Below are 21,321 nucleotides of genomic sequence, written 5' to 3'. Positions count from 1 at the left end.
ACGACATGACGTCTTCGAGGAGCGATCGCGCCTCCGCGCTGCCCGAGGAGCTGCGGGAGGCCCTTCGCCGCCGCCTCGCGGGCAAGGCAGGGCGCGCCGACGCCATCCCCCGCGCGGACCGCACGCGGCCGCTGCCGCTGTCCTTCGCCCAGGAACGGCTGTGGTTTCTGCACACCCTCCAGCCGGAGGAAGCGGGGTACAACAGCGCGCTGGCGCTGCGGCTGACCGGCGCGCTGGACGTGGCGGCGCTCTCCGGGGCGCTGGACGCCCTGGTGGAGCGCCATGAGGCGCTGCGGACCACGTTCGAGGACATCGACGGCCGGCCCGCTCAGGTGGTGCGCCCGGCCGCGCCCGTCCCCCTGCCGGTGGCCGACCTCACCGGCGCGGACGGGGACACGGGGGCGCTGGACCGGCTGCTGCTGGCCGAGTACGCCCGGCCGTTCGATCTGCGCACCGGCCCGCCGCTGCGGACGCTGCTGATCCGGTCGGCCGAGGACGAGCACGTGCTGCTGCTCACGGCCCATCACATCGCCACCGACGGCTGGTCGATGGGGGTGCTGCAGGACGAGCTGTGCGCGCTGTACGCGGCGGAGCCCGGCGCGGACCCGCTGCCCCCGGTGCCGGTGCAGTATCCCGACTTCGCCCTGTGGCAGCGGGAGCGGCTGTCGGGGGCCGCGCTGGACCGGCAGCTCGCCTACTGGACGGGGCGGCTGGACGGCGTCGTCCCGCTGGAGCTGCCCACCGACCGGCCCCGGCCCCCGGCGCCCACCTCGGCGGGGGCGATCCACGAGTTCACCGTGGACCGCGCCACCGCGGACCGGCTGCGCACGCTTGCCGCGCGGGAGCGGACCACGCTGTTCACGGCGCTGGTCGCCGCCTGCCAGGGGCTGTTCGCCCGCTGGTCGGGGCAGGACGACATCGCCATCGGCACCGTCACCTCCGGCCGTGGCCGCACGGAACTGGAGCGCGCCGTCGGCTTCTTCGTCAACACGGTGGTGCTGCGCTCCGCGGTGGACACGGCCCGTTCCTACCGTGAGCTGCTGGCCGACGCCGGGACCACGGTGCTGGACGCCTTCGCCCATGACGAGACGCCGTACCAGCGGCTGGTGGAGGCCGTGGGGGCACGCCGGGAGGCGGGCCGCAATCCGCTGTTCGACGTGATGGTGCTGCTGCACAGCGCCCCGCGGAGCGCGCCCCGGCTGTCCGGACTGGCGGCGGCGAGCGTGGATGTGCCCCGGCAATCGGCCACCTTCGACCTCAGCGTCGAATTCGTCGAGGACGGGGAGGAACTGCGGGGGCTGCTGGAGTACAGCACCGAGCTGTTCGACACGGCGACCGCCGAGCGGATGGCGGGACATCTGCTGGTGCTGCTCGACGGGGTGGCGGCCGATCCGGACCGGCCGGTGCGGGAGCTGCCTCTGCTCACGGACGGCGAACGGAGGCGGATGACGGCCGCCGGGCGCGGCCCCGCGCTCGCGGTCGAACCGGCCACGTTCCCGGCGGCGTTCGAGGCGCAGGCGGCCCGTACGCCGGAGGCGACGGCGCTGGTGGCCTCCGATGCCACCTACGACTTCGCGGGGCTGAACACGGCCGCCAACCGGCTGGCGCACCATCTGATCGCCCAGGGCATCGGACCGGAGCGCGTCGTCGGGGTGAAGCTGCCGCGGACCGCCGACATGGTCGTGGCGATCCTGGGGGTGCTCAAGGCAGGCGGGGTCTATCTGCCCCTCGACCCGGAACTCCCCACCGAGCGCCTCGCGTTCCTTCTGGCCGACGCCGAACCGGCGCTGGTGCTCGACGAGGCCGCCCTGCGGGCCGTCCCCGCCACGCTGCCGGTGGCCGATCCCACCGACGCGGACCGGACCGCCGCACTGCACCCCGGCAGCGCCGCCTACGTCCTGTACACCTCCGGCTCCACCGGCCGCCCCAAGGGGGTGGCCGTGGAGCACCGGTCGATGGTCAATCTGCTGGTCGGCCACCGGCAGGGCTTTGTGGCGGAGGCGGGTGGCGGGCCGCTGCGCGCGGCGCTGACCGCGTCGTTCTCCTTCGACACCTCGCTGGAGGGGCTGCTCCTCCTGGCGGACGGCCATGAGCTGCATCTCATCGACGAGGCCACCCGGCTCGACCCGGCCGCGCTGGTGGCGCGCATCGCCGAGCACCGCATCGACTTCCTCGACCTCACCCCCTCCTACCTGCGGCAGCTTCTCCCCGCCGGGCTGCTGGACCACCCCCGGCACCGCCCGCGGGTGCTGATGCTGGGTGGCGAAGCCCTCGGCCCGTCGCTGTGGCGGCGGCTGGCGGACACGCCCGGCACGACGGCGTACAACTTCTACGGCCCGACCGAGTGCACCATCGACGCGCTCGCCGCCCGGATCGGCGGCGCCGGGCGTCCGGTGGTGGGTCGGCCGCTGGGCAATCTGCGCGCCTATGTGCTCGACTCCCGGCTCCAGCCGGTGCCGGTGGGGGTGGCGGGTGAGCTGTATCTGGCCGGTGATCAGGTGGCCCGGGGGTACCGGGGCCGTCCGGGGCTGACCGCGTCCCGCTTCGTGGCCGATCCGTACGGGCCCGCCGGGAGCCGGATGTACCGCACCGGGGACCTGGCCCGCTGGACCGCCGAGGGGGAACTGGACTGCCTCGGCCGCGCGGATGACCAGGTGAAGATCCGGGGCCACCGGATCGAACCGGGCGAGATAGAGGCGGCGTTGCTCGATCTGCCGGCCGTCGCCGAGGCAGCCGTCGTCGCGGTGACCGACGACCGCGGCCACACACGGCTGGCCGCCTACTACGTGCCCGCCCCGGGCGGTGAACGACCCGCCTCCCCTGAGCTGCGCGCGGCCCTCGGGCGCACCCTGCCCGGCCATATGGTCCCGGGTGCGTTCGTCGCCCTCGACGCCATGCCGCTCAACGCCAGCGGCAAGCTGGACCGCCGGGCGCTGCCCGCCCCCCGGCTCGACGCGGACCGGCCGGAGCGGACCGCCACGGCCCCGCGCACCGGTACGGAGCGGGAGCTCGCCCGGATCTGGGCCGAGGTGCTGGGCGCCCAGACGGTGGGGGTCAGCGACAACTTCTTCGAGCTGGGCGGCGATTCGATCCTCAGCATCCAGATCGTCTCCCGCGCCCGTCAGGCCGGACTCGCGCTCACCTCGCGGGACGTCTTCCTGCACCAGACCATCGCCGAGCTGGCCGCCGCCGTGACGCCGCGCAGCGCGCCCGGCGCCGCCGAGGAGGAGCGGGCGGACGCGGCGGGTCCGGCGCCGCTCACCCCGATCCAGCACTGGTTCTTCGCCACCCATGGCCCGCTGCGCCACTTCACCATGTCGATGGTCCTCGATCTGCCGCCCGATCTGGACGAGGGCGCGCTGGAGGCCGCGCTGGACGCCGTGGTCGCGCACCACCCGGCCCTGCGCACCCGGTTCGTCCAGGGCGACGACGGTGGGTGGCGCCAGCTCGCGGACGGCGTGGTGGGCGGGCCGCTGCTGCGCCACCATGATCTGGCCGGGCTCGACGGCACCGAGGAGACGGCCTCCGCCGAGGCGGCCGCGGAGGCCGCCCGCGCCGAACTCGACCTGACCACAGGGGCGTTGCTGCGGGGCGCCCTGCTCCGGCGTGGGGCGGGGGCCCGGCCGCGGCTGTTCCTCACCGCACACCATCTCGCCGTGGACAGCGTCTCGTGGCGCATTCTGCTGGGCGATCTGGAGAGCGCCTACCGGCAGGCCGCCGCCGGGGAGCCGGTGCGCCTGGAGCCCGCCTCCACCGCCTTCATCACCTGGGCCCACCGGCTGGGCGAGCAGGTGCGGGAAGGCGGGCTGGACGGCGATCTGGCGTACTGGGAGGGCGTACGGGAGGCGGGCGGCGCGGACCTTCCGGTGGACCACCCGGGCACGGCCACGGCCGGGTCCACCCACACCGTGCGCGTGACGCTCGACCGCGAGGTCACCGACGGGTTGCTGCGACGGGTGCCCGGGGTGTACCGGACGCAGATCAACGATGTGCTCATCAGCGCGCTGGGTCGGGTGCTCGCCGGCTGGACGGGCGAGGACCGGGTGCTGGTGGCCATGGAGGGCCACGGCCGGGAGGAGCTGGACGCGGCCGTCGATCTGTCCCGGACCGTGGGCTGGTTCACCACGCAGTACCCGGTGGCGCTGACGCTGCCCGCAGGCGGCTGGGGCACGGTGCTGAGGTCGGTGAAGGAGCAGCTGCGCGCGCTGCCGCACCGGGGGCTGAGCTATGAGGCGCTGGCGTATCTGAGCGCCCCGGACTCCCCCGCGCGGGCGCTCGCCGACGCGCCGCTGCCGGGCATCTGCTTCAACTACCACGGCCAGTGGGGCTCTGGTGGGGACGGTGGCGCGTTCACGCTCACCGGGGAGAGCCTGGGGCGGGATCTGGCCGCCGACGAGCCCTCGGTCTATCCGCTCGATGTGTCCGCCGTGGTAGCGGACGGTGAGCTGGAGCTGACCTGGCTGTTCTCCGACCGGGTCCATGACGCGGCCACGGTGCGGCGGCTCGCGGACGGCATGCTCACGGCGCTGCGGGAGATCGTGGCGCACTGCGACGGACCGGGCGCGGGCGGCCGGACGCCCTCGGACTTCCCCCTGGCCCGGCTGGACCAGGCCGCCGTCGACCGGCTGGTGGGCGACGGGCGGGAGATCGAGGACGTCTATCCGCTGACGCCGCTTCAGGAGGGCATGCTCTTTCACCGGCTGATCGGCGGCGAGGAGGACGTCTACCTCGACCAGGCCGTGCTGACCCTGGAGGGGGTGCGCGACCCGGAGGCGTTCGCCCGGGCCTGGCAGGAGACGGTGGACCGCACCCCGGTGCTCCGCGGTGGCGTCGTCTGGGAGGGCGTGGAGCGGCCGCTGCAGATCGTCCGCCACCGGGCCGAGGTGCCCGTGACCCATCTGGACTGGCGCGGGCTGTCCGATGAGCGGCGCGAGGCCGAGCTGGAGCGCTTCCGCGCCGAGGACCTGGCCCTGGGCATCGACCTGGCCGCGCCGCCGCTGATGCGGCTGGCCATCGCCCGGCTGACCGACGCCCGGGTGGCGCTGATCTGGACCTCGCACCATCTGGTCCTGGACGGCTGGAGCCTGGCGCAGGTCTTCACCGAGGTGTGCGAGCGGTACACCGCGGCCGCCCGGGGCCATGCCCCGGCGCTCCCCGCCCGCCGGCCGTTCCGCGACTATCTGCAGTGGCTGGACGGGCAGGACGGTCAGGAGGCCGAGCGCCACTGGCGGGACCTGCTCGCGGGCTTCACCGCGCCGACCCCGCTCCCCCGCGACCGCGTGGCCGTGGAGTCCCACCGGGCCCGGTCCTCGGCGACCGTGGCGGTGGCGCTCACCCCCGAGGTGTCGGAGGAGCTGCGCCGTACGGCCCGCGGCGGCGGTCTGACCGTCAACACGATCGTGCAGGGCGCCTGGGCGCTGCTGCTGTCCCGGTACGGCGGTGTGGAGGACGTGGTCTTCGGCACCACCGTCTCGGGCCGTCCGGCGGAGCTGGCCGGGGTCGAGTCGATGGTGGGGATGTTCATCAACACCCTGCCGACCCGGGTCCGGGTGGACGCCGCCCGGAACACCGGTGACTGGCTGCGGGAGCTCCAGATGGCGCAGTCCGCGTCCCGGCGCCATGAATCCGCCTCGCTGGCGCAGGTGTCGGGCTGGAGCGAGCTACCGGCCGGGACCCCGCTCTTCGACTCCATGGTGGCCTTCGAGAACTACCCCTTCGACGACTCCTCGGCGCGCGAGGAGGGGCTGCGGATCGTCGAGGTGCGGTCCGTCGACGCGACCAACTTCGGCCTGAGCCTGCGGGCGCATCTCTCCGACCGGCTGGGCTTCGACCTCGGCTATGACCCGGGGCTGTTCGACGCCCGGACCGCGGCCGCGCTCGCCGACCGGCTGTGCCTGCTGCTCACGGCGATCGCGGCGGACACCGACCGTCCGCTGCGGGCGCTGCCGTGGACCACCGGCGAGGAGCGCCGGCGGATCCTGGTGGAGTGGGGCGGCGGCGCGGCCCCGGCGACACCGGAGCGGACCCTGGTGGAACTGTTCGAGGAGCAGGCCGCCCGCACCCCCGGCGCCATCGCCGTCTCCTGCGCCGGGACATCGCTGTCGTACGCCGAACTCGACACACGGGCCAACCGGTTGGCGCATCGGCTCATCGCCGAGGGCGCCGGGCGGGAGCGGTATGTGGCGCTGGCGCTGCCCCGTTCGCCGGAGATGATCGTGGCGATCGTGGCGGTGCTGAAGACGGGGGCGGCCTATCTGCCGCTCGACCCGGACCAGCCGTCCGGCCGGATCGCCCGGATGCTCGCCGACGCCGAACCGGTCGTCCTGCTGACCACCGCCGTCCTGGTGGCGCGGCTCGGCGAGGACGACGACGCCGTCACCGCCGTGGCCCGGCTGTGCCTGGACGACCCCGCCCTGATCGCCGATCTGGAGCGCCGGCCCGCCGCCGTCCCGGCCGGTCCGGGGCCGCTGCCGGACAGCCCCGCCTACGCCATCTACACCTCCGGGTCCACGGGCGTGCCCAAGGGAGTGGTGATCCCGCACGCCAATGTGGTCCGGCTGTTCTCCCGGACCCACGCGTGGTTCTCGTTCGACGCGAGCGATGTGTGGACGCTGTTCCACAGTTACGCCTTCGACTTCTCCGTCTGGGAGATCTGGGGGCCACTGCTGCACGGCGGCCGGCTCGTGGTCGTCCCGTACGCCGTCTCCCGCTCCCCGGAGGAGTTCCTGCGGCTGCTGGCGGACGAGCGGGTGACGGTGCTCAGCCAGACACCGTCCGCCTTCCAGGGGCTGATGCGCGCGGACGAGGAGAACCCCGGGGCCCGGCTCGCCCTGCGCCGGGTGGTGTTCGGCGGTGAGGCGCTCGACGCGCGGCGGCTGGCGGGCTGGTACGCGCGGCATCCGGACACCGCGCCGGGGCTGGTCAACATGTACGGGATCACCGAGACCACCGTGCATGTCACCTACGCCCCGCTCGACCGCGCCACCGCGTCCGTCACGGCGGCCACCGGAAGCGCCATTGGCACCGGCATCCCCGATCTGCGGGTCTATGTGCTGGACGAGGGTCTTCGGCCGGTGCCGCCAGGGGCGGTCGGCGAGCTGTTTGTGGCGGGGGCCGGGCTCGCCCGGGGCTATCTGCGCCGCCCGGGGCTGACCGCGTCCCGTTTCGTGGCCGATCCGTACGGGCCCGCCGGGAGCCGGATGTACCGCACCGGCGACCGGGCCCGGTGGAGCGCGGACGGCGAGCTGGAGTATCTGGGCCGCGCCGACGACCAGGTGAAGATCCGTGGTTTCCGGATCGAGCCCGGGGAGATCGAGGCCGCCCTGGCCGCCCATCCGCGGGTCGGCGACGCGGTGGTGACCGCGTGGGAGGACCAGCCCGGGATACGGCGGCTGGTGGCCTATGTGGTGGCCGCCGGTGCGGCCGCGCCACCGGACGCCGCCGAGCTGCGGGAGTTTCTCCAGCGGTCGCTGCCCGCACAGATGATTCCGGCGGCGTTCCTGTCGCTGGAGGCGCTGCCGCTGACCGTCAACGGCAAGCTGGACCGGGGCGCGCTGCCCGCGCCCGGCCCGGACGGCTTCGCGGCGAGCGCCGAGCGGATCGCCCCGCGCACCGAGGCCGAGCGTACGGTGGCGCGGGTGTGGGCCGAGGTCCTCCCGGTCGAGGAGGCCGGGGCGACGGACGACTTCTTCGCCCTGGGCGGCGATTCGATCCTGGCCATCCGGGTGGCTTCCCGGCTGCGGACGGCCTTCGGCGCGGACGTCACCCCCCGCGCGCTGTTCACCCACACCACCGTGGCCGAGCTCGCAGCCGCGCTGACCGCGCCCGAGGAGGGCAGGAGTGCGGACACCATCCCGGCCGTGCCACGGGACGGGGAGCTGCCGCTGTCCTTCGCACAGGCGCGCCTGTGGTTCCTGGACTCCTTCGACGGCGGCGGTACGGAGTATGTGACGCCGTTCGCGCTGCGGCTGCGCGGCCGTCTGGACACCGCCGCCCTGCGCACCGCCCTGGACGGTCTGGTGGCCCGGCACGAGCCGCTGCGCACCACCTTCGCCGAGGTGGACGGCCGCGGGGTGCAGCGGGTGCACGACCCGTACCCGGTGGCACTGCCCTCGCACGACCTCACGGACCGTCCCCCGGCCGACCGCGAGCGGGAGCTGGAGCGACTGCTGGAGCTTGAGGGCGCCACCCCCTTCGAGCTGCGCACCGGGCCGCTGCTGCGGGCGTCCCTGATCCGGCTGGACGACGAGGAGCATGTGCTCACCCTGACGATGCACCACATCGTCACGGACGGCTGGTCCACCGCCGTTATCGGCGCCGATCTGAGCGAGCTGTACGGCGCCGCGGTCATGGCACGGCCGCCCGCGCTCGCCCCGCTGCCGCTGGGTTACGCCGACTACGCGGCGTGGCAGCGCGATCCGCTCGGCGGCGCGGCGGCGGTGGAGCCGCAGCTGGAGTACTGGCGGGCGCGGCTGGCCGATCTGGCGCCGCTGGAACTGCCGACCGACCGGCCGCGGCCGGCCGTGCAGACCAAGAACGGGGCCCTGCTGGAGTTCACCCTGCCCGCCGGGCTGGTGGAGCGGCTGCGCGCGGCCGGACGGCGCGGCGATGCCACCCTCTTCATGACGCTCCTCGCCGCCTGCCAGGTGCTGCTCGCCCGCTGGTCGGGCCAGCAGGACATCGCGGTGGGCACCGTGACCTCGGGACGGGAGCGCCCCGAACTGGAGCATCTGGTCGGGATGTTCGTGAACACGCTGGTGCTGCGCACCCGGGTGGACGCCGACCAGCCGTTCGAGGAACTGCTCGGCCGGGTGCGGGACACCGTGCTGGACGCCTTCGCCCACCAGGACGTGCCGTTCGAGCGGATCGTGGACGCGCTCCGGCCGGAGCGGGACACCAGCCGTACCCCGCTCTTCCAGGTCATGGTGGCGCTGCACAATCTGGGCGCGGAGGTGCCGGATCTGCCGGGTCTCGGCGTGGAGGCCGTCCGGGTCCCGGGCCGGACCGCCGGTTTCGATCTGGGCTTCGACTTCGTGGCGCACCTCGGCGCCCTGACCGGTTTCGTGGAGTACAACACCGACCTGTTCGACGCGGCCACCGTGGAGCGGATGACCCGCCGGCTGCGGCTATTGCTGGAAGCGGTGGCCGAGGACCCGGGGCTGCGGGTGGGCGAACTGCCGCTGCTGACCACCGAGGAGCGGCGGACGGTGCTGGAGGAGTGGAACGACACCGCGCTCGCGGTGGCGGACACCACCTTCCCCCGTCTCTTCGAGGAACAGGCCGCCCGCACCCCGGGCGCCACCGCGCTGGTGGCCTCCGACGCCACCTACGACTTCGCGGGGCTGGGCGCCCGCGCCAACCGGCTGGCCCACCATCTGATCCACCTCGGCGTGGGCCCGGAGAAGGTGGTCGCGGTCAGGCTCCCGCGCACCGCCGATCTGATGGTGGCCCTGCTCGCCGTCCTCAAGGCGGGCGGTACGCATCTGTACGTCGATCCCGAACTGCCGCCAGAGCGCGCGCGATTCCTGCTGGAGGACGCCGCGCCCGAGGTCGTCCTCACCCCCGAAGTCCTGCGGGACGCGCCCCTGGACGGGCTGCCGGGCACCGATCCCACCGATGCGGACCGGCTGTCCCCGCTGCTCCCCGGGCACACCGCGTACATCACCTACACCTCGGGGTCCACCGGCCGCCCCAAGGGCGTCGCGGTCGAGCACCGCCAGCTGGTCAACCTCTGCCTCGACCACGCGGCCGAACTCATCGCACCGCACCAGGCCGAGGCGGGCCGCCCGCTGCGCGCGGCGCTGACCGCCGCGTTCTCCTTCGACACCTCCTGGGAGGGCGCGGTGTTCCTGGCCGCGGGCCAGGAGGTGCATCTGGTCGACGACGCGGTACGGCTGGACCCGGCCGCCCTCGTGGCGTTGATCGACTCCCGTGGCGTGGACTTCGTCGACCTCACCCCGTCGTACCTCCATGAGCTGATGGCCACCGGGCTGTTCGCCCAGGGCCGCCACCGCCCCCGGATCGTCATGGTGGGCGGCGAGGCCCTCGGGGCGGCGCTGTGGCGGGAGCTGCGCGCGGTGCCGGGCGTGGCGGCGTACAACTTCTACGGGCCCACCGAATGCACCGTGGACGCGGTCTACGGCGACCTGGCCGGTCTCGGCGAGCGCCCGCTCATCGGACGGCCCGGACGCAATCTGCGGGCGTACGTCCTGGACGGCGCGCTGCGACCGGTGCCGCCCGGCGTCCCCGGTGAGCTCCATCTGGCCGGGGCCCAGGTCGCCCGCGGCTATCTGCGCCGCCCAGGCCTCACCGCGGGGCATTTCGTCGCCGATCCGTACGGCCCTCCCGGCAGCCGGATGTACCGCACCGGCGACCGGGCGCGCTGGACGGCGGACGGGGCGCTGGAGTTCCTCGGCCGCGCCGACGAGCAGCTCAAAATCCGTGGGCTGCGGATCGAGCCCGGGGAGATCGAGGCCGCGCTGCTGGACCATCCGGCGATCCAGGAGGCGGTGGTCGTGGCCCGCGAGGACACCGGCCACCGGCGGCTGGTGGCCTATCTGGTGGCCACCGGTTCCGCCGACTCCCCCGGCCCGGCCGCCGATTCCCCCGATCCGGCCGCCGTCCCCGATCCGGTGGAACTGCGCGCCCGGCTCAAGCGCACCCTGCCCGACTACATGGTCCCGGCCGCCTTCGTGACGCTGGAGCGGATGCCCCGCACCGACAGCGGCAAGGTCGACCGGCGCGCGCTGCCCGCTCCCCCCGACCGGCCGGAGCAGGGGTCGCCGTATGTGGCGCCCCGCACCCATGCCGAGACGGTGCTGACGGGCGTCTGGGCCGAGGTGCTGGGCGTACCCCAGGTGGGTGTGGAGGACAACTTCTTCGCCCTGGGCGGCGATTCGATCCTCAGCATCCAGATCGTCTCCCGCGCCCGCCAGGCCGGGCTGGCCCTCACCGCCAAGGACGTCTTCCGCCACCAGACCGTCGCGGAACTCGGGTTGAGCGTCGAGACCGCCCGGCGGCAGCCGCTTCCGGAGCCCGCCGGGGCGGTGGCCGGACCGGCGCCGCTGACCCCGATCCAGCACTGGTATCTGGACGGTCGACGGCCCGGCGAGCGGCACCACTTCACCATGAGCCACCGGCTGGAGCTCACCGGCGACCTCGACGAGGCCGCCCTGCGGCAGGCGGTGGACGCTCTGGTGGCGCAGCACGCGGCGCTGCGCACCCGCTTCCTGGCCGTCGACGGGAGGTGGCGGCAGGAGGTCCTTCCCGCCGCCCCCGACGGTGTCCTGGAGCGGCACGACCTGTCCGGTCTGGACGACGCGGCACGCGACGCCGCCGTACGGGAGGCCACGGTCGCGGCCCAGACGGGGCTGGACATCGCCGAGGGGGCCGTACTGCGGGTGCTGCTGTTCACCTTCGGTCCCGGGCGGCCGCCCGAGCTGTTGCTCACCGCCCACCATCTGGTGGTGGACGGCGTCTCCTGGCGGGTGCTGCTCGGCGACCTGGAGACCGCCTACCGCCGCGCCGCCGCCGGTGGCCCGGCCACCCTGCCCCCGGCGAGCAGCGCCTTCACGCGGTGGGCCGCCCGGCTGGCGGAACACGTGCGCTCCGGCGGGCTCGACGGCGATCTGGAGTACTGGACGGGCGTGGCGCGCTCCGCGCCCGCCGCGCTCCCCGTCGACCGCGAGGGTCCCAACACCCATGAGACGGCGGCCACGGTGACCACGGTCCTCGACCGTGCCGAGACCGAGGCGCTGCTGCGCCAGGTCCCGGGTGTCTACCGGACGCGGATCAACGATGTGCTGCTGAGCGCGCTCGGCCGGGCGCTCGCGCGCTGGACCGGTGGGGACACGGTGCTGATCGGCGTGGAGGGACACGGCCGCGAGGATCTCTTCGAGGAACTGGATCTCTCCCGTACGGTCGGCTGGTTCACCTCCGAATACCCGCTCGCGCTGGCCGTCGACGCCGAGGCGGGGTGGCGCGACACCCTCCGGTCCGTCAAGGAGCAGCTGCGCGCCGTCCCGCACCACGGGCTCGGCTACGGAGCTCTGCGCCATCTGGCCCTTGCGGGCTCCCCGGCCGGGGAGCTGCGGGGCGGCCCGTCGCCGCAGATCGTCTTCAACTACCACGGCCTGTGGGAGGTGGCGGCGGACGACGACGGCGCGGCCCCCGGCCTCTACCGCGCCGTCCTCCCCGTGACCGGCCAGGACGCCCCGCCCGGGGAGACCCGCGCGTGTCTGCTGGAGGTCACCGGCGCGGTCCAGAACGGCCGTCTGGAGCTGGGCTGGAGCTATCCGGCCCGGATGTACGACGAGGCGACCGTGCGCCGGCTCGCGGACGACTGTCTGGCCGCGCTGAAGGAGATCGTCGCGCACTGCGCGCAGCCCGGCGCGGGCGGGCGCACCCCGTCCGACTTCCCGCTCGCCCGGCTCGACCAGCGCCAGGTGGACCTGATCGCCGGTGACGGCGGCGCGGTGGAGGATGTCTATCCGCTGGCCCCGCTCCAGGCCGGCATGCTCTTCCATGGCCTTGTGGACAGCGGTGCCACCGGTGGCGCCTACTTCGACCAGATCGCCATCCGGATCGGCGGGATCGCCGACCCGGACGCCTTCGCCGCCGCCTGGCAGCGGGTGGTGGACCGTACGCCGGGCTTACGCAGCTCCGTCCGCTGGGAGGCTCTCGCCGAGCCCGTCCAGCTCGTCCACCGCCAGGTCGAGTTGCCCACCGCCCGGCTGGACTGGCGGGGGCTGACGCCGTCCGCGCGGGAGGAGGCGCTGGGGCGGCTGCTGGCCGAGGACCGCGCCGCCGGGATGGAGCTCACCTCGGCCCCGCTGAGCCGGATCGCGGTGGCCCAGCTGCCCGATGACGAGGTCATGCTGGTGTGGACCTCGCACCATCTGATGCTGGACGGCTGGAGTACCGGGCAGATCTTCACCGAGGTGTGCGAGACCTACGCCGTCCTCGTGGCCGGGCGCACACCGCGGCCGACCGCGCGCCGGCCCTTCCGGGACTTCCTGCGCTGGCTGCGCGAGCAGGACCAGGACCGGGCGGAGCGCCACTGGCGCGGGGTGCTGGCGGGGTTCGGCGCCCGCACGCCGCTGCCGTACGACCGCCCGCCCCGGGAGGCACATCGCACCACCTCGACCGCGCTGACCCGGCTGGAGCTGACCGAGGAGGTGTCCGCCCGGCTGCGGGAGACGGCGCGCGGCGGCGGGCTGACGGTCAACACGGTGGTGCAGGGGGCGTGGGCGCTGCTGCTGTCGCGGTACGGCGGTGAGCGCGATGTGGTGTTCGGCACCACCGTCTCGGGCCGTCCGGAGGGGCTGCCGGGCGTGGAGACGATGGTGGGAATGTTCATCAACACGGTCCCCACCCGGGCCGTGGCCGAGGGCGGCCGAGAGGTCGTGGAGTGGCTGCGGGAGCTTCAGGAGCAGCAGAGCGAGTCCCGCCGCTTCGACTTCGTCGCCCTCCCCCGGATCCAGGCCCTCAGCGCGCTCCCGGCCGGTGAGGCGCTCTTCGACAGCATGGTGGTGTTCGAGAACTACCCCTTCGACGAGGCGTCGGCGGCCGGTGCCGGGATCCGGGTCCGGGAGGTGCGGGCCGAGGACTCCACCAGTTTCCCGCTGTGTCTGCGCGCCTACCTCGGCGACCGGCTGGGCTTCGACATCGCCTACGATCCGGCGCTGTTCGACGCGGCCACGGTGGAGCGGGCGGCGGTCCATCTTCGGACGCTGCTGACCGGGATCGCGGATGGCGCCGGGCGGTCGCTGGACGAGCTGCCGCTGCTGACGGCGGCGGAGCGCCTCCGGGCGATGGGCGAGTGGAACGCCACCGCGCGGCCGCTGCCGGAGGGCTCGCTGGCCGAGCTGTTCGCCGAGCGGGTCCGCCGAGCTCCGGACGCCGTCGCCGTCACCGACGGCACCACCTCGCTCAGCTACGCCCAACTCGACGACTTGGCCAGCCGGTTGGCGGGACACCTGGTGCGGTCGGGGGTGAAACCGGAGGACCGGGTGGCGCTGCTCATGGACCGGTCGGTGGAGCTGGTCGTGGCCCAGCTGGCGGTGGTCAGGGCCGGAGGGGTGTACGTACCGGTGGACGTCCGCGCCCCGGGCGATAGGCGGCGGACCCTGCTGGACCAGGCGGGCGCCGCGGTCGTGCTGACGCCGGAGGAGGTGGCCGCCGCACGGGAGGGCGAGCCGATGGCGCACGTGGTGCCGGTGCACCGGGACCAGCTGGCGTATGTGATGTTCACCTCCGGGTCGACCGGTGTGCCCAAGGCCGTGGGGGTGCGCCATCGCGATGTGGCGGCGCTCGCCCTCGACCGCGCCTTCACCGGTGGCGGCCACGAGCGGGTGCCGCTGCACTCGCCGGTGGCGTTCGACGCCGCCACCTACGAGATGTGGGTGCCGCTGCTGGGCGGTGGCCGGGTGGTGGTGACACCGGGCGAGCTGGACGCCGCGGCGGTACGCCAACTGGTGGCCGGGCAGGGGATCACCGGACTCTGGCTGACCGCCGGGCTGTTCCGGCTGCTGGCGCAGGACTCGCCGGACTGCTTCGCGGGGCTGCGCGAGGTGTGGACGGGTGGCGATGTGGTGCCCGCGGCCTCCGTGCGCCGGGTGCTGGAGCACTGCCCCGGGCTGACCGTGGTGGACGGGTACGGACCGACCGAGACGACGACCTTCGCCACGTCCTTCCCGATGTCCCGCGCCGACGAGGTGCCCGAGGTGGTGCCGATCGGCCGGCCGCTGGACAACATGCGGGTCCACGTCCTGGATGCGCGGCTGCGGATCGTGCCGCCGGGGGTCGTCGGGGAGCTCTTCATCGCCGGGGAAGGGGTGGCGCGTGGCTACCTCGGCCGTCCCGGTCCGACCGCCGCGGCGTTCCTCGCCGATCCGTACGGGCCCGCCGGGGAGCGGATGTACCGCACCGGCGATCTGGCGCGCCGGCGGCCGGACGGCACGGTGGAGTTCCTCGGCCGCGCCGATGACCAGGTCAAGGTCCGTGGCTTCCGGATCGAGCCGGGCGAGGTGGAAGGGGTGCTGGCCGGACATCCGGAGGTGGCGGACGTCGCCGTGGTCGCCCAGAGCGGCGGTCCCGGTGGCAAACGGCTGGTGGCCTATGTGGTGGCCGGTGGCGACGGGACGGTGGACGGTGCGCGGCTGCGGGCGTACGCGGCGGAGCGGCTCCCGGACTACATGGTGCCCTCCGCCGTCGTCCCGCTGGACGCACTGCCGCTCGGGCCCACCGGGAAGCTGGACCGCGCGGCGCTGCCCGCCCCGGGCCCGGACATCCGCCGCACGCCCTACCGCGCACCGCGCGAGGGGGCCGAACAGGCCGTGGCGGCGGTGTGGGCCGAGGTGCTGGAAGTGGAACGGGTCGGCGCCGGGGACAACTTCTTCGAGCTCGGCGGCGACTCGATCCTCTCCATCCGCCTCACCTCACGACTGCGGGAGGTGCTCGGAGTGGAGCCCTCGCCCCGCCTGGTGTTCACCCATCCGACCGTCGCCGCCCTGGCCGAGGCGCTCGGTGGCGCGGACGGCCGCGCCGGGGACCGGCCCGCCCCGATCACACCGGTGGCCCGGGACGGCGAGCTGCCGCTGTCGTATCCGCAGCAACGTCTGTGGTTCCTGGACTCCTTCGCGCCGGACAGCGCCGAGTACATCAGCCCGTTGGCGCTGCGGATGCGCGGAGCCCTCGATGTGGACGCGCTCGGCGCGGCGCTGACCGCGCTGGTGGCGCGGCATGAGTCGCTGCGGACCACCTTCGACGCGGTGGACGGCCGCGGGGTGCAGATCGTGCACGGCCCCTGGGAGATCCGGCTCGACCCGTACGATCTGTCCCACCTCCCTGCCGACGGGCGGGAGGCGGAGCTGGTGGAGCTGCTGGCGTACGAACGGGCGCGCCCGTTCGATCTGCGGCGCGGACCGCTGCTGCGGACCGGGCTGATCCGGCTCGGCGCCCAGGAGCATGTGCTGAGCCTGACGCTGCATCACATCATCACCGACGGCTGGTCCACCGGTGTGCTCACCGGTGATCTGCGGGAGCTGTACCGGGCGGCGCTGAGCGGTGAGCCCGCGGCGCTGCCCCCGCTTCCGGTGCACTACGCGGACTTCGCCGCCTGGCAGCGCACCGAGCTCACCGCTCCCCGCGCGGATGAGGAACTGGCGTACTGGACACGCCAGTTGGCCGGGGTCCCGCCGCTGGAGCTGCCCACCGACCGGCCCCGGCCCGCGGTGCGGACGAAGAACGGCGCGACCGTGGAGTTCACGGTGCCCGCCGAGGTGATTCTGCGCCTCAAGGAGTTCGGGCAGGCGCGGGGAACGACTCTGTTCATGACGCTGGTGGCGGCCTCCCAGATCCTGCTGGCCCGGCTCTCCGGCGGACGGGACATCGCCGTGGGCACCGTCACCTCGGGGCGGGAGCGACCCGAGGTGGAGCGGCTGATCGGCTTCTTCGTCAACACGCTGGTGCTGCGCTCCACGGTCGATCCGCACGCCCGTTTCGGCGACTTCCTGGCCGAGGTGCGCGGCACCGTCCTGGACGCCTTCGCCCACCAAGCGGTGCCGTTCGAGCGGGTGGTGGACGAGGTCCGGCCGGTCCGGGACACCAGCCGGACCCCGCTGTTCCAGGCGATGGTGGTGCTGCAGAACGCCCCGGGCCGGGCGCTGGAGCTGCCCGGTCTGGAGCTGGCCGACGTGGAGCTGGAGACCGACACCGCCGCCTTCGACCTGACCTTCGAGTTCGCCGAGGCCGAGGGAGGCGTGCTGCGCGGACTGATCGGTTACAGCACCGATCTGTTCGACGCCTCGACCGTGGAGCGGATGAGCACGGCCCTGCGCGCGCTGCTCGCCGGGATCGCCGAGGATCCACGGCGGCCGGTGGGCGCGCTGCCGCTGACCACCCCGGCCGAGCTGCGGCGCACGCTGGTCGAGTGGAATGACACCCGGCGGGAGGTGGAGCGGGCCACGCTGCGCGAGCTGTTCGAGCGGCAGGCGGCCGTCTCCCCGGATGCCACGGCCGTGCGGTACGGGAAGGGCGATCTCACCTTCGCCGAGCTGGAGACGGCCGCGAACCGGCTGGCGCACCGGCTGATCGGCCAGGGTGTGGGGCCGGAGCGCCTGGTGGCGCTGGTGCTGCCGCGCTCGGTGGAGATGCTGGTGGCACAGCTGGCGGTGGCGAAGGCGGGCGGTGCGTTCCTGCCGGTCGACCCCGGCTATCCCGAGGAGCGGGTGGCGTTCATGCTGCGGGACGCCGCGCCGTCGGTGGTGCTCGACGACGCGGCCTCGGTGTGGGCCGAGGAGGGTCCCGCCGGGCCACCACCCGGCCGTGGCCTGACGCCGGACCATCCGGCGTATGTCATCTACACCTCCGGCTCCACCGGTGTGCCCAAGGCGGTCGTGGTCACCCACGCGGGGCTGGCCGGCTTCTCGGCGGCCGCGGCCGCGCACTACGACGTGCGGGCCGGGGACCGTGTGCTCCAGTTCTCCTCCCCCAGCTTCGACGCCTCCGTCCTGGAGCTGTGCGTCTCGCTGCCCCGTGGCGCGGCGCTGGTGATCGTTGACGGGGGCCCGCTGCTGGGCGAGCGGCTGGCCGAGGTGCTCGGCGGGCAGCGGATCACCCACGCGCTGATCCCCCCGGCCGCGCTGGCCACCGTGCCGGAGGCGGCGTGGCGGGCGGGGCTGCCGGATCTCAAGACCCTGATCGTCGGCGGTGACGCCTGCTCCGCCGAGCTGGTGGACCGCTGGGCGCCGGGCCGGCGCCTGGTCAACTCCTACGGCCCGACGGAGGCCACGGTGGTGAGCACCTGGTCCGGGCCGCTGGCGGCCGGGTCGGGGGCGCCGCCGATCGGCCGGCCGATCCCGAACACCCGGGTCTATGTGCTGGACGAGGCGCTGCGCCCGGTCCCGGTGGGCGTGGCCGGGGAGCTGTATGTGGCGGGCGCGGGTCTGGCGCGCGGCTATCTGGGCCGTCCGGGGCTCACCGCCGCGCGGTTCGTCGCCGATCCGTTCGGCCCGGCGGGTGGCCGGATGTACCGCACCGGCGATGTGGTGCGGTGGACCGGCGACGGCGAGCTGAGGTTCCTGGGCCGGGCCGATGACCAGGTCAAGGTGCGGGGCTTTAGGATCGAACTCGGCGAGGTGGAGAGCGCGCTGCGGCGCAGCCCTCAGGTGCGGGAAGCGGTGGTCGCCGTACGGGAGACCGCCCCGAGCCCGGAGCAGCCCTCCGGTGGGAAGCGCCTGGTGGGCTATGTCGTCCCGGCACCGGGGGCCTCGCCGACCGCCGCCTCGCTGCGCGACGCCCTGGGGCGGACCCTTCCGTCCCATATGGTGCCCTCCGCGTTCGCCACCCTGGACGCCCTTCCGCTCACCGCCCACGGCAAGGTCGACCGCCGGGCCCTGCCCGATCCGGATCCGGCGCCCGTCACCTCCGGTGCGGGCCATGTCGCCCCGCGCACCCCGATGGAGCACCGGATCGCGGACATCTGGGCGGATGTGCTCGGTCTGGAACGGGTGGGCGTGGAGGACAACTTCTTCGACCTCGGCGGGGATTCCATCCTCAGCATCCAGGTGGTCTCCCGCGCCCGCCAGGCCGGGCTCCGGCTGACCACCAAGGATCTGTTCGCCCATCAGTCGGTGGCCGCGCTCGCCACCGTGGCCACGGCCGAGCGGGACGAGGTCCGGGCGGAGCCGGTGACCGGGTCGCTTCCGCTCACCCCGATCCAGCGCTGGTTCTTCGCCACCCACACCGTGAATCCGCGCCACTTCAACCAGTCCACCCTGTTGGAGCTGCACCAGGAGCCGGACGAGAAGGCGCTGGAGGGGGCACTGGCCGCGCTCCTGGTCCACCATGACGCGCTGCGCACCCGGTTCACCGAGGACGGCGGCGAATGGCGAAGCCACGTCCCCGAACCGGACGCCGGGATGGACGTCCTGGACCGCCACGACCTGTCCGGCCTGCCGGCGCGGGAGGCGGACGCGGCGATGGAGAAGGCGGCCGACGCGCTCCACGCGGACTTCGACCTCGGCCGGGGGCCGCTGCTGAAGGCCGCGCTGTTCCGCTTCGGCGCGGACCGGCGGCCGTTCCTCTTCCTGACCGCGCACCATCTGGTCATCGACGGGGTGTCCTGGCGGATCCTGCTGGACGATCTGGACATCGCCTATCAGCAGGGGGCGCGGGGCGAACCGGTGGACCTCGGCTCCAGGACCACCGCCTTCCGCGACTGGGCGAGGGGGCTCGCCGAGCATGTCGCGGGCGGCGCCCTGGACCACGAGGCCGACCACTGGTGCGGGGCGCTCGACACCCGGCCGCTGCCGGTCGACCACCAGGTGGCCGCGCCGGGGGCCGAGATCCGTACGGTGCCGGTCGAGCTCGGCGAACGGGACACCGAGGCGCTGCTGCGCTCGGCGCCCACCGCCTATCGCACCCGGATCAACGATGTGCTGCTCGCCGCCCTCGCGCTGGCGCTGTCCCGCTGGACCGGCCAGGAGCGGGTCTCCGTGGAGCTGGAGGGCCATGGGCGCGAGGACATCCTGGACGGGGTCGATCTCTCCCGTACGGTGGGCTGGTTCACCACCATGTACCCGGTCTCCTTCGAGCTGCCGGACATTCCCGAGGACGGACCGGACGACTGGCGCGGTCTGGTCAAGTCGGTCAGGCGGCGGCTGCGGACCGTCCCCGGCAACGGCTTCGGCTTCGGGGCGCTACGGGCCTTCGGCCCGCCCGCGCTGCGCGAGCGGCTGTCCCGCCAGGGTGCCGGGCCGCAGATCGTGTTCAACTACCTGGGCCAGTGGGACGCCCGGTCGGCGCGGTCCCAGGGCGGTCTGGTGCACGCCGAGCACGGCTCGTTCGGCCAGGACCACGACCCACGCGAAGGCGGTTCCCATCTGCTGGAGGTGGTGGGCGCGGTGCAGGACGGCCGGCTCGGCTTCACCTGGCGCTACCGCCCCGATGTGCACGAGAGGGCGACCGTGGAGGCGGTGGCCGGGGACTTCGCGGAGGCGCTGCGCCGGATCGCCGAGGACTGCCGGGGCGCCGTATGACCGCGGCCCCGCCGGTGTCCCCGCCGGTTCCCCTCTCGCGCAACCGGGACTACCGGCTGCTGTGGGGCAGTCAGGCGCTCTCGGAGTTCGGCTTCCACGCGGCGGTGATCGCGTTTCCGCTGCTGGTACTGGCGCTCACCGGCTCCGGCGCCGCCTCCGGTCTGGTCATGGGCACCATCGCCGCCGCGCAGATGGTGGTGGGGCTCCCGGCGGGCGTCCTGGTGGACCGCTACGACCGCAAGGCCATCATGCTGGGCTGCGAGGCGGCCCAGGCGGTCTCCGCCATCAGCCTGGTGGCCGCCGTGTGGGCCGGTGCGGCCACCGTCTGGCACATGGTGGCCGTGGCGGCGGTGTTCGGGGCGAGCGCGGCGCTCTTCGAACCGGCCGAGAACGCGTCACTGCCGGCCCTGGTGGCGGACGACCATCTGCCCACGGCGGTGGCGATGAACACGGCACGTGCCTCGATGGGCCAGCTGGCGGGCACCGCGACCGGCGGATTCCTCTTCGCCGTGGGGCGGTTCGTCCCCTTCCTGGTGGACGCCGTAACGCATACGCTCTCCTTCGTCGCGCTGCTCTTCGTCAGGCTGCCCCGGCGCGAGCGGCCCCCCGGCGGGGCGGGCCCGCTGGGCCGTGAGGCGCTGGCCGGGCTGCGATGGGTATGGCGGGAGCGCAGGATCCGGGTCACCGTGGCGTGCGCGGTGGTGCTCAACCTGTTCTTCAGCGCCTTCTATCTCGTCGTCATCGTGCTCGCCGAGTCCAGAGGGGTGCCCTCCGGGGAGGTCGGTGTGATGGCGGCCATGCTCGGGGTGGGCGGGGTGGCCGGCGCGCTGGTGGCGCCCGTACTGCACCGGCGACTGGGCCCGTACGGCGCCATCGTCGCGGTGTTCTGGGCCCTGGCCGTGTTCGCCCCGCTCACCGTGCTGGTGGACAGCGGCTATCTCATCGGGGTGCTGTTCGCCCTGATGGCGCTGTTCCCGCCGACGGCGAACACCGCGATCATGACCGATCAGCTGCTGCGCACCCCGGACGAGCTGCGCGGCAGGCTCACCAGCACACTCGTGCTGGCCTGCGGTGCCGCGGGCGCGGCGGGTCCCGCACTGGGCGGATCGCTCGCCCAGGTCGTGCCGGGCGAGCGGGCGATCCTGCTCTGCGCGGCGGGGATGGCCGCCGCGGCCGTCCTGGCCACCGCCAGCCCGACCCTGCGCACGCTGTCCCGGCGCCATGAGGAGGGGCAGCCGACGAAAGCCAACTGAACGTCGCCCGTTACGTCACCGACCATCCC

At 74.2% G+C, this 21,321-nt stretch carries 2 protein-coding genes; both read left to right on the top strand.

Going from position 1 to position 21,321, the window contains the following annotated elements; translation table 11 throughout:
- Positions 1 to 5 precede the first annotated feature (5 nt).
- Positions 6 to 20,039 (top strand): non-ribosomal peptide synthase/polyketide synthase, encoded by a 20,034-nt coding sequence (locus ACFYOY_RS28000; protein ID WP_388590320.1) that lies wholly within the window; start codon positions 6 to 8, stop codon positions 20,037 to 20,039.
- Entirely contained in the window at positions 20,036 to 21,292 is a 1,257-nt protein-coding gene (locus tag ACFYOY_RS27995) for an MFS transporter (protein ID WP_351884966.1), read from the top strand. The genes ACFYOY_RS28000 and ACFYOY_RS27995 overlap by 4 nt, the downstream gene beginning before the upstream one ends.
- The last annotated feature ends 29 nt before the right edge of the window (positions 21,293 to 21,321 follow it).

It is taken from the genome of Streptomyces sp. NPDC007875, from assembly GCF_042868035.1.
Classification (GTDB): domain Bacteria; phylum Actinomycetota; class Actinomycetes; order Streptomycetales; family Streptomycetaceae; genus Streptomyces; species Streptomyces antimycoticus.
Note: the sequence above shows the minus strand (reverse complement) of the source record. Positions and strands in the feature narration are given on the sequence as shown.

What these genes read in the sequence shown, in the direction of transcription:
- ACFYOY_RS28000 (WP_388590320.1), top strand. Translation starts at nt 6, where the DNA reads ATGACGTCTTCGAGGAGCGATCGCGCCTCCGCGCTGCCCGAGGAGCTG.
- ACFYOY_RS27995 (WP_351884966.1), top strand. Translation starts at nt 20,036, where the DNA reads ATGACCGCGGCCCCGCCGGTGTCCCCGCCGGTTCCCCTCTCGCGCAAC.